The 12761-nt window shown below is 70.9% G+C and carries 12 protein-coding genes; 5 read left to right on the top strand and 7 right to left on the bottom strand.

Annotated features, from left to right (window positions below; all coding sequences use genetic code 11):
- Window positions 1–13 precede the first annotated feature (13 nt).
- Window positions 14–1048 carry a protease complex subunit PrcB family protein gene (locus ACZ48Y_RS01020; protein WP_464741289.1) on the top strand — a complete coding sequence of 345 codons (1035 nt, stop codon included), beginning with the start codon at window positions 14–16 and terminating at the stop codon, window positions 1046–1048.
- Window positions 1049–1051: 3 nt separating this feature from the next.
- Here the strand turns inward: ACZ48Y_RS01020 and ACZ48Y_RS01015 are convergent, their stop codons facing one another.
- Genes ACZ48Y_RS01015 through ACZ48Y_RS00990 form a run of 6 tightly spaced genes read right to left on the bottom strand, consistent with a single transcriptional unit; the run spans window position 1052 to window position 7330 of the window.
- Window positions 1052–2821 (bottom strand): ABC transporter ATP-binding protein, encoded by a 1770-nt coding sequence (locus ACZ48Y_RS01015; protein ID WP_464741287.1) that lies wholly within the window; start codon window positions 2819–2821, stop codon window positions 1052–1054.
- A complete protein-coding gene (locus ACZ48Y_RS01010; protein ID WP_464741285.1) occupies window positions 2818–4539 on the bottom strand; it encodes an ABC transporter ATP-binding protein in 1722 nt (573 codons plus the stop codon). The genes ACZ48Y_RS01015 and ACZ48Y_RS01010 overlap by 4 nt, the downstream gene beginning before the upstream one ends.
- An 11-nt stretch (window positions 4540–4550) precedes the next feature.
- On the bottom strand, window positions 4551–5396 hold the full coding sequence (locus tag ACZ48Y_RS01005) for a hypothetical protein (RefSeq protein ID WP_464741283.1): 846 nt from the start codon (window positions 5394–5396) through the stop codon (window positions 4551–4553).
- On the bottom strand, window positions 5393–5680 hold the full coding sequence (locus tag ACZ48Y_RS01000) for a hypothetical protein (protein ID WP_464741281.1): 288 nt from the start codon (window positions 5678–5680) through the stop codon (window positions 5393–5395). Before ACZ48Y_RS01000 ends, ACZ48Y_RS01005 begins: the two co-directional genes overlap by 4 nt.
- A 4-nt stretch (window positions 5681–5684) precedes the next feature.
- Window positions 5685–6680: a M20/M25/M40 family metallo-hydrolase gene (locus ACZ48Y_RS00995; RefSeq protein ID WP_464741279.1), complete on the bottom strand. Its 996-nt coding sequence runs from the start codon at window positions 6678–6680 to the stop codon at window positions 5685–5687.
- Window positions 6680–7330: a response regulator transcription factor gene (locus ACZ48Y_RS00990; RefSeq protein WP_464741277.1), complete on the bottom strand. Its 651-nt coding sequence runs from the start codon at window positions 7328–7330 to the stop codon at window positions 6680–6682. Before ACZ48Y_RS00990 ends, ACZ48Y_RS00995 begins: the two co-directional genes overlap by 1 nt.
- 120 nt (window positions 7331–7450) lie before the next feature.
- On the opposite strand from ACZ48Y_RS00990, the gene ACZ48Y_RS00985 reads away from it, so the two are divergent.
- The 4 genes from ACZ48Y_RS00985 to ACZ48Y_RS00970 are packed head-to-tail and all read left to right on the top strand — an operon-like array spanning window position 7451 to window position 10390.
- Window positions 7451–7861: a double-stranded RNA binding motif domain-containing protein gene (locus tag ACZ48Y_RS00985; RefSeq protein WP_464741275.1), complete on the top strand. Its 411-nt coding sequence runs from the start codon at window positions 7451–7453 to the stop codon at window positions 7859–7861.
- On the top strand, window positions 7858–9183 hold the full coding sequence (gene miaB / locus ACZ48Y_RS00980) for a tRNA (N6-isopentenyl adenosine(37)-C2)-methylthiotransferase MiaB (protein ID WP_464741273.1): 1326 nt from the start codon (window positions 7858–7860) through the stop codon (window positions 9181–9183). Before ACZ48Y_RS00985 ends, miaB begins: the two co-directional genes overlap by 4 nt.
- A gap of 2 nt (window positions 9184–9185) precedes the next feature.
- On the top strand, window positions 9186–9524 hold the full coding sequence (locus ACZ48Y_RS00975) for a hypothetical protein (RefSeq protein ID WP_464741271.1): 339 nt from the start codon (window positions 9186–9188) through the stop codon (window positions 9522–9524).
- Between the two features lie 2 nt (window positions 9525–9526).
- A complete protein-coding gene (locus ACZ48Y_RS00970) occupies window positions 9527–10390 on the top strand; it encodes an FAD-dependent oxidoreductase (RefSeq protein ID WP_464741269.1) in 864 nt (287 codons plus the stop codon).
- Here ACZ48Y_RS00970 and lon read toward each other — a convergent pair whose 3' ends face one another.
- Window positions 10391–12760 (bottom strand): endopeptidase La, encoded by a 2370-nt coding sequence (lon, locus tag ACZ48Y_RS00965; protein WP_464741267.1) that lies wholly within the window; start codon window positions 12758–12760, stop codon window positions 10391–10393.
- Window position 12761: the final 1 nt, after the last annotated feature.

Here is a 12761-nt window from a genome sequence, read left to right as displayed (position 1 = left end):
TAGAATGGGGGGCATGAAAAGGCTGGCCTGGCTCTTGCCCCTGCTCCTTGCGGGGTGCAGCTACCTGCTCCCCGAACACCCCTACTACCTCGCCCACGAGATCGAGCTCTTGACCCCGGACGCCAGCGAGCGCTGGGTGTACTTCTACGGCGACCCGATGGTCGTCACCCTGGACGGCGAAACCCTGACCCTGGAGAAGGCCGAGCGCCCCTCGCCCTGGAGCGTTCCCGACGCGCTCAGCGTCAACGGCCTGCCGCTTTATCGAGAGCTCCTGCCCCCGATCACCCCCCGGGTCTGGCTGCGGGAGAGCCCCTTTGGCTACCAGGTGGAGACCGAGACCGCGCTGCGCGCCAGCTGGCTCTATGATGGCAAGGCCTGGTTCCGGCTCACCGGCCCCCTGGATCCGGGGCAGTCGGTGGTGGCCCTGCCCGAACCGGCCCGGCCCAGCTTCGCCCGGCTCACCGTCGCCGAGAACCGGGTGATCCTCGACGAGCTCGAGGCCCGGGCCAAGGGCCGGCCGATCGCGGTCTTCGAGCGCGTCCGCCCGGCGCACCCGCCCTACCGCTTCTCCCCCGCCCCCTGGGTCTACCAGCGGGCGTCCTTGCGCGTGCAAACGGAGGTTCGTCTGGTGAAACACCTGCGGCCCTGGCGGGTCGTCCTCGAGGGCACCCAGTCCGCCTACACCGCCCGCACCCCCTACGCGACGCTGGCCTGCAGCCCGGACGCCAAGGCAGCGCTCTGGAACCTGGCCCAGGGCCGCCGCCGCCCCCTGCCCCCGCTCCCCCCTGAGCGCTACGCGAAGGGCTGCCTGGCCGGCTTCTTCTGGGGGCTCAAGCCCACCGGCGGCTACCGGGTCAAGGTGCGGGACGTGGCCTACCACCCCAACACCGCCTCGATCTACCTGGACCTGATCAGCCCCCCGCCCGGGGCGCTGGTCACCCAGCAGCTGACCAGCCCCTTCGTAATCGTCGAGCTCGCGCGACAGCCCCAGTGGGCCTACTTCTACGACCAGGGCGGGCGGCTCCTCGCCCGGGCCCAGGCCCAGTAGCCCCTAGGCGCTCATCGAAAGGGCGTAGAGCTTGGCGTAGTAGCCGCCCTGCTTGAGGAGCGCGTCGTGGGTCCCCTCCTCGACGAGCTCGCCGCGGCGGAAGACCAGGATCCGGTCGGCGTCCTTGATCGTCGAGAGGCGGTGGGCGATCACCAGCGTGGTGCGGCCCTCGGAGACCCGCTTCAACGCGTCTTGCATCTTCCTCTCGGTCTCGCTGTCCACGTTGGCGGTGGCCTCGTCGAGGATCAGGAGGATGTCCGGGTTGTGCAGCAGGGCCCGGGCCAGCGCCATCAGCTGCCGCTCGCCGGTGGAGAGGCCCGCCCCGCGCTCGCCGAGCCGGGTCAGGTAGCCCTCGGGACGGCGGCGAATCGCCTCCTCAAGCCCCACCATGCGCACCACCTCCTCGATCCGCTCCATGGGGATCGATTCGTCCCCCAGCCGCAGGTTGTCGAGGATGGTGCCGGAGAAGAGGAAGGGGTCCTGCATCACGATCCCCACCGCCCGCCGGAGGGCCTTTTGCTGCAGGTCGCGCACGTCCATCCCGTCGACCCGAACCGCCCCCTTTTGCACGTCGTAGAAGCGGGCGATGAGGTTGATCACGCTGGTCTTCCCGGCCCCGGTGTGGCCCACCAGCGCCACCTTCTCCCCTGGCCGCACCCGGAAGGAGACCCCCTTCAAGACCCAGTTCTCGGGCTCGTAGGCGAACCAGACGTCCTCGAAGGCGATCTCCCCCTTCAGGCGCGGCACCGGCTTCGCCCCGGGCCGATCCTGCACCTCCTCCGGGGTGTCCAAAAGGGCGAAGATGCGCTCTGAAGCGGCCATCGCCGACTGGAAGATGTTGAACTTGTCGGAGAGGTCGCGCAAAGGCTCGAAGAAGTTGCGCGTGTAATCGATGAAGGCCACCAAGAGCCCCAGGGTCACCGCGCCGTGGATCACGTCCTGGCCGCCCTTGTAGAGCACCGAGGCCACCGCCAGGTCGCCGAAGAAGGCCACCACCGGAAAGAAGGGGGCGAACCAGCGGATGACCTCGACGTAGGCGTCGAGGAGGCGGCGGTTTTTTCCCTCGAACTTGGCCTGCTGACGGCGCTCGCGGACGAAGAGCTGGATCGTCAGCACCCCGGCCAGGTTCTCCGCCAAGAAGGCGTTTAGCTCGGAGAGCCGCTGCCGCATGGCGCGGTAGGCCTCGCGCATCCGCACCCTGAGCCAGGTGGTGATGACCAGGAGCACCGGGATGACCCAGAACGCAACCAGGGCCATCCGCCAGTCCAGCCAGAGCATGAAGCCCATGATCCCGAAGAGCATGAAGAGGTCCGCGGCGAACCCCACCAGCCCCCCGGTGATGAACTGGTGGATCGCGTCGACGTCAGAGGTCATGCGGGTCAGGATGCGGCCGGTCGGGGTGCGGTCGAAAAAGCCCACGTGCAGCCGCATCAGCTTCTCGAAGAGCGCCCGGCGCAGGTCGAAGAGCACCCTTTGTCCGATCCAGGCCAGGGTGTAGGTCTGGCCGAAGCGAAAGCCCGCGTCGGTGAGCTTCAAGCCAAGGAAGAAGAGGGCAGCGAGGAAGAGGGCGTGCGTCCTGGCCTCCAGCGGCCGCGGCTCCCTCGGCGCCAGGGCCTCGTCGACCGCGAAGCGGAAGACCAGCGGCAGGAGGTTGGAAAAGATCGTGGTGCCGAGGATGAACACGAGGGCCAGCGCGACCTGCCAGCGGTAGGGCCGGACGAAGGCCAGCACCCGGCGCACCAGCTTCGGATCGAAGCGCCCCGCGTCCCTCACAGCGCCTCCTCCAAACGTTGCAGCCGCTCGATCTCGGCGTAGAGGCCGTTCTTCGCGAGGAGGGCCTCGTGGGTCCCCTCCTCGGCGATCCGCCCCTCGTCCAGGACCACGATCCAGTCCGCGTGCTTGAGCGCGGTCACCCGATGGCTGATGAGCAGCGTGGTCTGTCGGCCGAGGACCTCCTTGAGGCCCTCGAGGATCTTGGCCTCGGTCTCCGCGTCGACCGCCGAGAGGGCGTCGTCGAGGATCAGGATCTCGGGCTGCTTGGCCAGCGCCCGGGCCAGCGCCACCCGCTGCCGCTGCCCCCCGGAGAGGGTCACCCCGCGCTCGCCGAGGACCGTCTCGTAGCCCTTGGGAAAACGCGCGATCTCGTCGTGAATGCCAGCGAGCTTGGCGGCCCAGACCACCCGTTCGCGATCCGGGTGATCGAGGCCGAAGGCGATGTTCTCGAAGACCGTCTCGGAGAACAAGAAGGGCTCCTGGGGCGCCACGCCCTGGGCGCCGCGGAGGACCGCCAGGGGCACCTTCTTCGCGGGGTGCCCCCCGACCCGGACCAGGCCGCTGGTGGGGTCCAAGAGCCTGGGGACGAGCCTCGCCAGCATCGTCTTGCCACTCCCGGTCTTGCCGGTGATTCCCAGGGTCTGGCCGGGGCGCACGCGCAGCCGGATGGCCTCGAGGATCGTCCGCCCCTCGAGGGTCAGGCCGACGTCCTCGAAGGCCACCGCGCCCTCGAGGGTCCGGATCGTGGGATCGGTCTCCGGACCGTCGGCGATCGCCGGGCGGACCTCGAAGAGCTCCATCAGCCGCCGGTAGCTGGCCCGGCCCCGCTGGAACAGGCCCAAAATCCAGCCAAGCCCCAGGACCGGCCAGGTCAGGAGCGCCAGATAGGCGTTGAACTGCACGAACTCGCCGATCGTCATCCGCCCCGCGATCACCTCGTGCCCTCCCTTGAAGAGCAGGATCAGGACCGCAAAGCCCATGATCAGGCTCATCGCGGCGTGCATCGGGCCCTCGACCAGGGCCAGGGCGAGGTTCTTTTGGATGTATTCGCGGTTCAGGGCCTCGAAGCGAGCGAGCTCGCGGTCCTCGAGCGCGAACCCCTTGATCACCCGGATCCCCGCGATGTCCTCCTCGGTGCGCGCCCCGATGCGGTCGTAGACCTCCTGCACCGCGCGCCAGCGCCGCTCGACGAGCCGCATCAGGTAGCGGCTGACCGCGATCGCGGGGAGCGCCACCAGGCTTACCCAGAGCGCCAGGCCGGGGTTGACCCAGAACATCGCCGCGAACGCGCTCAGGATGAAGAGCACGATGCGAAACCCCATGTTCACCCCGGGGCCGAGCATGTCGCGCACCGCCTGCAGGTCGGCGTTGAGCCGGTTCATCAGGTCCCCGACCGGCTTGTCGTTGAAAAAGTGAAAGTCAAGGGTCAGCAGGTGGGCAAAGAGCGCCCGCCGGAGGTCGGCCTCGACCTCGCGGCTGGCCACGATCGAGAGCCGGCGCTGGGCCCAGGAGCTCAGCGCGGCGAACAGGGAGACCACGACCATTCCCACGACGAAGACCAGGTAGCCGGCACCCGCCTGGATGGCGTCGATCGCCTTGCGCAAGAAGAACGGCGCCGCGACTGAGCCCCCCATGGCCAGCACGGCGAAGCTCAGGCCGAGCGCGTACTTCCAGAGGTAGGGGCGGAGGTAGTGAATGACCGACCGGTCGGTTTGCACGGGGACCTAGTTTACACCCTGCCAAGCTCCGCCAACAGCGTCCTTGCGTCGGTTCCCAGAGGCACGACGAGCATCGGCTTGGGCAGCGCCTCGCGGATCCAGCGGGCGACGCGCAGCGCCCCCTGGCACTCGGGCTCGACCAGGGAGACCACCACCCGCACCGAGGCCCGCCGGGCCAGGTGGTGCGCCGCCCCGGCCCACTCCAGGTCGCTGGGCAGGCGTGCCCGCAGCCCCATCCGCCGCCCCTCCTCGCGCAAGAGGGCCGGGGGACGCTCGGCGACGTTGACCTCCAGGGGCACGAGGGCCTCGAGCAGGGGCGCGTACAGCCGGGGCTCCTCCAACAGGTAGGGCTCGGCGGCGAGGCCGATCTTTGGCGCGTCGGCCCCGCCGGGCAGGCGGAAGGCCTCGGGCGGACGCAGGAGGGCGCGGGTGCGCTCCAGCGCCAGCCGGACCTTGGGCGGGCTCTGGCTGACCTCCGCGCCGATCTCCGCGGCCAGGCCCACCACGTGCTCGGTGGGCTCGGTGGGGACGACGTAGAACGGCGGCGCCGAGGGCCTGAGGTGGCGCAGCGTCGCCGCCAGGTCGCGCACCCAGGGACACTGCCCGGCCCCGCGCTCGGAGTCCACCCCGAGCTGAGCGTCGGGGACGAGGATCCGGTCCACCTCAGGGGCGAGCTCGTCGAGCCGGCCGAGGACCGCTCTCAGTGGCGCGCTCGCCCAGTCCGGGGCCTCGGCCGCGAGGGCCTCGGAGAAGGGTCGCTGGGGCCGGACGACCTCGGCCCCGAGCTCGGCGAGGTAGGCGGTCCAAAACCCCAGGTAGCGCCGCGGCAGCCAGGTGTCGAGGACCCCGATCCTCATAGCGCGTCCCTGGGCACGCGGAGGGCCTCGCCGCTCTCCGGGTCGAAGTCGACGACCAGCCCGCGGGTCTCGGCGGGAAGGCCGAAGAAGAGGTCCGCGGGCGTGGGGAAGTAGCCGACCTCGGCGTCGAACCGCTCGGCGACGCGCCGGGCCAGGGCCTCCTCGGTGAAGGCGTAGAGGTAGAGGCCATCGTCGAGCGCGACCAGCGCGTACTCCGGCCCCTCGGGCCCCTCCTTGAAGAGGTAGAAGACCCCGTCCGCTTGGAGCTTCTCGATCACGTCCACCCCCTTAGGATAGCCGCTCGATCAGGGCCGAAAGCGCCGCCTGCCCCCGCTCCAGGGAAGCCGGGTCCACCCACTCGGCCTCGGTGTGCGCCCCGCCGCCGCGGTAGACCCCGAACCCGATCGCAGGCACCCCCCGCTCCAGGGCCGCGGCGGCGTCGGTGGAAGCGGCGATGCGACGGGGCGGGACGCCCACCGCCTCAAGCGCGGCGACGGCGGCGGCCTCGAGGACCTCGGTGGCGTGGCGGCCGGCGGGGCGGCGGCCGAGGACCTCGACCCGGTGGCCGACCCCGGCCCCCGCCGCGGCGGCCATCGCCGCCCTCCGCGCCGCGGCCTCGAGGGCCTCCAGGCGGGCCGTATCCCGGCCGCGCAGCTCGAGCCAGAGCCCCATCTCCCGGGGCACCGCGTTGATCGCCTCCCCGCCCCAGACCCGGGCCACGTTGAGCCGCTCGGCAGGCCCTAGCTCGAGGGCAAAGAGGGCCTGGATCACCGCCCCCAGCGCCTCTGCTGGCGAGGGGACCCGCGCCCCGTAGGCGTGCCCCCCGGGACCGGTGAAATGAAACGCCAGCCGGGTCGAGCCCACGGCCTCAAGGACCACGTCGCCGAGGTAGCCGTCAACGGCGACGAAGAGGTCCACGGGATGGGTGGCGAGCAGGTGCCGGGCGCCCTTGAGGTTGCCAAGCCCCTCCTCCCCCACGGTGAAGGCCAGCCGCCATCCGGGCGGAGGAGGCGAGAGCGCGAGCAGCACCGCGACCCCGCTCAGGTTGTCGCCGCTGCCCGGTCCCTGCCAGCGCTCGGGGCCCTTAAACACGAGGGCCGGGGGGAGCACGGTGTCGTAGTGGGCGGCGAGGACGCGCCGGCCCTCGCCGGCGATGACGTTGCCCACCGTGTCGACCCGCGGGGAAAGCCCCTTGGCCTCGAGGACCCGGAGGAGGTGGTCCCGCCGGTCCTCGACCCGGGGCCGCTGGAGCAGGGCCTCGAGGTGGTCGTGGGCCTCGGCCACTAGTCCTCGAAGTCGGCGAGCCCCTCGCGGATCGCGTAGAGCGCGGCTTGGGTGCGGTTGTTGAGGTGCAGCTTGGCGAAGATCTCGGAGAGCCGGTTGCGGACGGTCTTCTCGGAAATCCCCAGCTCGTCGGCAATCTCCTGGTTGGTCGCCCCTTGGGCCAAGAGTCGGAGGATCGCCACCTCCCGCTCGGTGAGGTCGGTGCGGTGGGCCGCGGGCATCTCCGCTTGCTTTTTTTTGAAGTCCTGGATGATTTCCTCGGCCATCTCCGCGTCGAGCAGGACCTCACCGGCGGCCACCCGGCGGATCGCGTCGATCAGGTCCTCGGCGGAGACGTCCTTCAAGAGGTAGCCCCGCGCCCCGGCCTTGACCGCCTCGAAGACGTAGGCGTCCTGGCGGTACATGGTGAGCATGATGACCTTGGCGTTGGGCATCTCCTTGAGGATCTCCCGGGTCGCCTTCACCCCGTCCAGCCCGGGCATCTGGATGTCCATGAGGATCACGTCCGGCTGGGTCTCAAGCGCGATGCGCAGCGCCTCGCGCCCGTCCTTGGCCTCGCCGATCACGTGAAAGTCGAGCTCAGTCTCCAGGAGGCTCTTCAGGCCCTCCCGGAAGAGCGCGTGGTCATCCGCTAACAAAATGCGTACCATTGCCCATACTATAGGACATTTGACCTTTGGCGTGCTAAAATGCCCCCGAGGCCTTAGGCCACGTTCCCCGAGGTGAACATGGATCATCCAAAGAGCGCGTTAAACGCCTATTGCCAGAAGATGGGCCTAGGCAAGCCGAGCTACGAGACGAAGAACGTCGGGGGCGACAAGGAGCCCCTTTACATCGCCGACGCGGTGATCAAGGACGAGGTCGTGGCCACCGGCCAGGGGCCCACCAAGCGCGAGGCCGAGCGGGTGGCCGCGGAGCTGGCCCTCGAGGCCCTCAAGCAGCGCTACGGAGAGCCCAAGAAAAAGACCCGGCGGCGCAAGAAGGAGGCGCCCGCCGAAGCGCCGTCCCCCTCCGGCAACGGCCAGTGGCCGGTCTTTCCCGAGCTCCTGGCGGAGTCGTTGCGCATCGCCCACCAGCGGATCCCCCAGGGGGTCAAGGGGCCGGAGGCCGCAGAGCAGGTGGTGAGGCTGGCCAGCGAGATCTACAAGGGGCTGATCGAGGAGATCGGGGTGGAGGCATGAGGGCGCACATCATCACCTACGGATGCCAGATGAACGAGTACGACACCCACCTCGTGGCCTCGGAGCTGGTCAGCCTCGGGGTGCAGATGGTGGACGCGGTCGAGGACGCGGACCTCGTCCTGGTCAACACCTGCGCGGTGCGCGGCAAGCCGGTGGAGAAGGTCAAGAGCCTCCTCGGCCAGCTGCGCAAGGAGAAGCAGCGCCGGGGCATTCTGATCGGCATGATGGGCTGCCTGGCGCAGCTCGAGGAGGGGCAGGCGATCGCCGAGAAGTTCGGCGTCGACATCCTGCTCGGCCCGGGGGCGCTGACCAACGTCGCCGAGGCGCTCAAGGGCCACGCGCGGTTCTGGGACCTGGCCTTCCACGAGGAGATCAACGAGCGCATCGTCCTCCCCCCGCCGGGCACCCTGGCCGCGCACGTGGCGATCATCCGCGGCTGCAACCACCGCTGCACCTACTGCGTCGTCCCCACCACCCGGGGCGGGGTCGAGGTCAGCCGGCCCCCGGAGATCATCCTCGAGGAGGTGCGCCAGCTCAAGGCGCGGGGGGTGCTCGAGGTCACCCTCCTTGGCCAGAACGTCAACTCCTACGGCAAGGACCAGCCCGGCTATCCCTCCTTCGCCGAGCTCCTGCGACGGGTCGGGGAGGTGGGGATCCCCCGGGTGCGCTTCATCACCAGCCACCCGGTGAACTTCACCGAGGACATCGTCCGGGCGATCGTCGAGACCCCGGCGATCACCCGCTACATCCACCTTCCGGTGCAGTCCGGCTCGGACCGGGTGCTGCGCCGCATGGCCCGGGAGTACCGCCGGGCGGACTACCTCAAGCGCATCGAAACGATCCGCAAGTATTTGCCGGACGCGGTCCTCTCCACCGACATCATCGTCGGCTTCCCCGGGGAGACCGAGGCCGATTTCGAGGAGACCCTGAGCCTCTACGACGAGGTCGGGTTCGACCACGCCTTCATGTTCATCTACTCCGCCCGGCCCGGGACCCCGGCCTACAAGCACTTCGAGGACCTGCCCCGGGAGGTCAAGGTCGAGCGGCTGCAGCGCCTGATCGAAAAGCAAAAGGCCTGGAGCCTGAAGAAGAACCGGGCCTGGGTGGGCCGCGAGGTCGAGGTCCTGATCCGGGGCACGGCCAAGGAGACCGGCTACGCCGAGGGCCACGACCGCGGCAACCACCCGGTGCTGGTCGAGGCCAGCAAGGTCAAGGGGCCGGGGCTCTACCGGGTGCGGGTGACCGAGGCCAGCCCCCACCTTCTCTTCGGCGAGGTCGTCGAGGCAATCCGGGTCCCCGAAGCGGCGCCGGTCGCGGGGTAGCGATGACCGGGCTCTTGGCGTTCGTCCTGGCGCTCGCCGCCTTCGGGCTGGGCTTCGCCCTCGCCTGGGCCACGACGCTGCACCTCGTGACCTCGCTGGCCGCAGGCGGCCTTTTGGCCTACGCCGTCGCCCGCTGGACGCGTAGGCTCGTCGCGCGGGGCCCGAACCCGGCCGCGCTCTTGGCCTGGACCCGGACCCTGCTCCTGCGCAAGGGAACGCTCAGCCCCTCCGAGCTTGCGTCCACGACCGGGGTCGGCGAGGCGGAAGCCAAAGCCCTCCTCGAGGAGCTCGTGGCCTCCGGCGAGGCGGTCCGGGACGGCGGACGCTACCGCCTTCCCTAGGCATGCAGACGGACGTCGTCGTCGTCGGCCAGGGCGTCGCCGGGAGCGTCCTCGCCCGCCTTCTGACCGATCGCGGAGCCAAGGTGCTGCTGGTCGCCGCCGGGACCGGGGCCAGCCACGCCCCGGCGGCGGTGGTCAACCCCATCCGGGCCAAGCGGGGCAAGGCGGTCCCCGACGCGCGGGAGAAGCTCGAGGCCGCGGCCCGGTTCTACGCCCGGTTTGCGCGGATCACCCCGGGGCTCGACCTCCATCCCCCCCAAGGGCAGGGCGAACGCTTCTTGCGCGCGGCCAAAGAAGCCGGCCTCCGCGCGCGCCTGGGCGGCGACCGGCTCCACCTGACGGAGGCCTTCTGGCTCCGTCCGAGGCGCCTGCTTGCCGAGATGACCCGGTCCATCCCGCGCGTTCAGGGCCGGGTGGTGGGGCTCGAGCGAGGGCGGGTCCACCTCGCCGACGGGCGCACCCTTCGGGGAACGGTGGTCCTCGCCGGCGGCGCCGAGGGAGCCGCCCTCGGCGGGGTGCGGGGGGCGATGAGCGCGGGCACCCTTTTGGGCCTCGACGCCGATCCCCCGCCCAGCGTCGCGGGCGCCTTCTTCGCCGGAGGCTGGACGGGGGGCACCTACCGGCCGCTGAGGCGCTTTGTCCACTGGAGCCCGACCGCCTCGGAGGTCGCCGAGCTTTTGGAGCGGGCCCGCGCGCATCTCGGGCAGACCCCGAGGGTCCTCGGGGCCTTCACCGGGGTGCGGCTTCGGCTCCCCGAGCGGATCGTCCCCCGACCCTATGGCTGCTTCTTCGGGGGCTTCGGGTCCACCGGGTTCCTCGAGGCCCCGCGCCTCGCCGAGCGCCTGGCCAAGGTCCTCCTCGGCTAGCTAGGCCCGGGGCCGGGGCCGGGTCACGGCCGGGGCCTCGCCGGGCGGAAGCAGGGCCACCGCGAGCACCTCGCCGACGTCCTCGACCGGGCGGATCCGGAGCCCCTCCCGGACCTCGTCGGGGACTTCGGCCAGCTGGGGCTGGTTCTCCTTGGGGATCAACACCTCCCGGATCCCGGCGTTGTAAGCGGCGAGGAGCTTCTCCTTCAACCCCCCGATCGCCAGGACCCGCCCGCGCAGGGTGATCTCGCCGGTCATCGCCAAATCGGGGCGCACCGGCCGGCCAAGGAGGGCGCTGGCCACCGCGGTGGCCACGGTGATCCCCGCCGAGGGGCCGTCCTTGGGCACCGCTCCCTCGGGGACGTGGACGTGCAGGTCGAGCTTTTCAAAAGCCCCCTCGTCCAGCCCCCAGGCCTCGGCGTGGGCGCGCAGGTAGCTGAGCGCAGCCTCCGCCGACTCCTTCATCACCTCGCCGAGGTTCCCGGTGAGCTTGATCCGCCCCTTGCCGGGCATCGCCAGGGCCTCGACGACGAGCAGCCGCCCCCCGGTCTCGGTCCAAGCCAGCCCGGTCGCCGCGCCGAGCATCGGCGCCTTCTCGCGCCGGTCGGGACGGTAGCGGGGCGGGCCGAGCAGGGGCTCGAGGTCCGCCTCGGTGAGCTCGCGCACCCCCTCCCAGGGCGCCTCGAGGTAGGCCCGGGCCATGCGCCGGGCCAGCTTGGCCAGGGTGCGCTCGAGGTTTCTCACCCCGGCCTCGTCGGTGTACTCGGCGATGACGCGGTCGATCGCCGCGTCGCTGACCGCGACCCGCTCCCGCACCCCGGCCTGCTTTGCGACCTTGGGCCAGAGATGCCGGATCGCGATCGCCCGCTTCTCCAGCGGGGTGTAGCCGGGGAGCTCGATGACCTCCATGCGGTCGAGGAGGGGCCGGGGGATGCCCGAGAGGGTGTTGGCGGTGGCCAGGAAGAAGACCTTCGAGAGGTCGTAGGGCACCTCCAGGTAGTGGTCCTGGAAGGCCTTGTTCTGCTCCGGATCGAGGACCTCGAGCAACGCCGAGGCGGGATCGCCGCGCCAGTCCGCCCCGAGCTTGTCCACCTCGTCGAGCAAAAAGACCGGGTTGACCGTGCCGGCCTTCTTCATTCCCTGGAGGATCTTGCCCGGCAGGGCCCCGACGTAGGTGCGGCGGTGGCCGCGGATCTCCGCCTCGTCGCGCACGCCGCCCAGCGAGACGCGAACGAAGCGCCGGTTCATGCTCTCGGCCACCGAGCGGCCGAGCGAGGTCTTGCCCACCCCGGGCGGCCCCACCAGGAGCAGGATCGGCCCTTTGCCCCCGGCCTCCCCGGCGAGCTTCTTGACCGCCAGGAACTCCAGGATCCGCTCCTTGACCTCGTCCAGCGCGTGGTGGTCGCGGTCCAAGATCGCCCGGGTGCGGGAGAGGTCCAGGATCTCCTCGCTGGCCTCCGCCCAGGGCAGGTCCAAGAGCCAATCCAGGTAGGTGCGCACCACCCCCGCCTCGGGGCTGCCGGGCTGCAGCCGCTCGTAGCGGGCGAGCTCCTTCAAGGCCTTCTCCTCGACCTCCTTGGGGAAGCCCTTCTTCTCGATGCGCTCCCTGAGCTCCTCGACCTCGCCGGCCAGGTCCGCGCCGCCGCCGAGCTCGGCCTGGATCGCCTTCATCTGCTCGCGCAGGTAGTACTCGCGCTGGTTCTGGTCCATCTGGGCCTTGACCCGGGCGGCGATCTTGCGGTCCAGGTCGAAGCGCTCGAGGTCCCTCAACAGCAGCGCGAGCACCCGCTCGAGCCGGGTCGAGACCACCGGCTCGGCGAGCAGCGCGGCCTTCTCCTCGGTCGTCCACTGCGCCTCCTGGGCCACCGCGTCGGCCAGCGCGGCCGGGTCGGCGGTGCCCAGGATGGCCTCGCTGCGGGTGCGGTCGAGGCGCAGGCCGCGGTTGGCCATCAGGTAGCGCTCGAAGGCCTGGCGCACCTCCTGCACCAGGGCCTCGATCGCCCGGGCCTCGCCCAGGGTCTCTTCCAGCACCCGGTGCTCGGCGAGCACCGGCTCGGCGCCGGCGAGCCCGAGGAGGGAGGCCCGCTCCAAGCCCTCGACGATCAGCTGCAAGGACCCGTCGGCCATGCGGGTCACGCGCTTGATCGCCGCGATCACGCCGACCGGGTAGAGGTCCGCTTCCCCGGGCCGCTCCACCCCGGGGTCGCGCTGGGTGGCGAGGAAAAGGCGCCCGTCCCCGGCCTGGGCGGCCTGAACCGCGGCCAGGGAGGCCGGGCGGCCCACGTCGACGCGCACCGTCGCCCGGGGGAAGACGACCAGGTCGCGCAGGGCCAGCAGGGGGAGGCGGGGGTTCCGGGAGAAAAGCCGCACC

This window comes from Rhabdothermus arcticus (assembly GCF_055382915.1).
The sequence above is the reverse complement of the archived record's forward strand: the minus strand, read 5'-3'. Positions and strand labels throughout refer to the sequence as shown.

Excerpts from the sequence above, each read along its gene's own strand:
- ACZ48Y_RS00975 (WP_464741271.1), top strand. The coding sequence starts at position 9,186 with ATGACCGGGCTCTTGGCGTTCGTCCTGGCGCTCGCCGCCTTCGGGCTG.
- ACZ48Y_RS00990 (WP_464741277.1), bottom strand. The coding sequence starts at position 7,330 with ATGGTACGCATTTTGTTAGCGGATGACCACGCGCTCTTCCGGGAGGGC.
- ACZ48Y_RS01005 (WP_464741283.1), bottom strand. The coding sequence starts at position 5,396 with ATGAGGATCGGGGTCCTCGACACCTGGCTGCCGCGGCGCTACCTGGGG.
- ACZ48Y_RS00970 (WP_464741269.1), top strand. The coding sequence starts at position 9,527 with ATGCAGACGGACGTCGTCGTCGTCGGCCAGGGCGTCGCCGGGAGCGTC.
- ACZ48Y_RS01020 (WP_464741289.1), top strand. The coding sequence starts at position 14 with ATGAAAAGGCTGGCCTGGCTCTTGCCCCTGCTCCTTGCGGGGTGCAGC.
- miaB (WP_464741273.1), top strand. The coding sequence starts at position 7,858 with ATGAGGGCGCACATCATCACCTACGGATGCCAGATGAACGAGTACGAC.
- ACZ48Y_RS00985 (WP_464741275.1), top strand. The coding sequence starts at position 7,451 with ATGGGCCTAGGCAAGCCGAGCTACGAGACGAAGAACGTCGGGGGCGAC.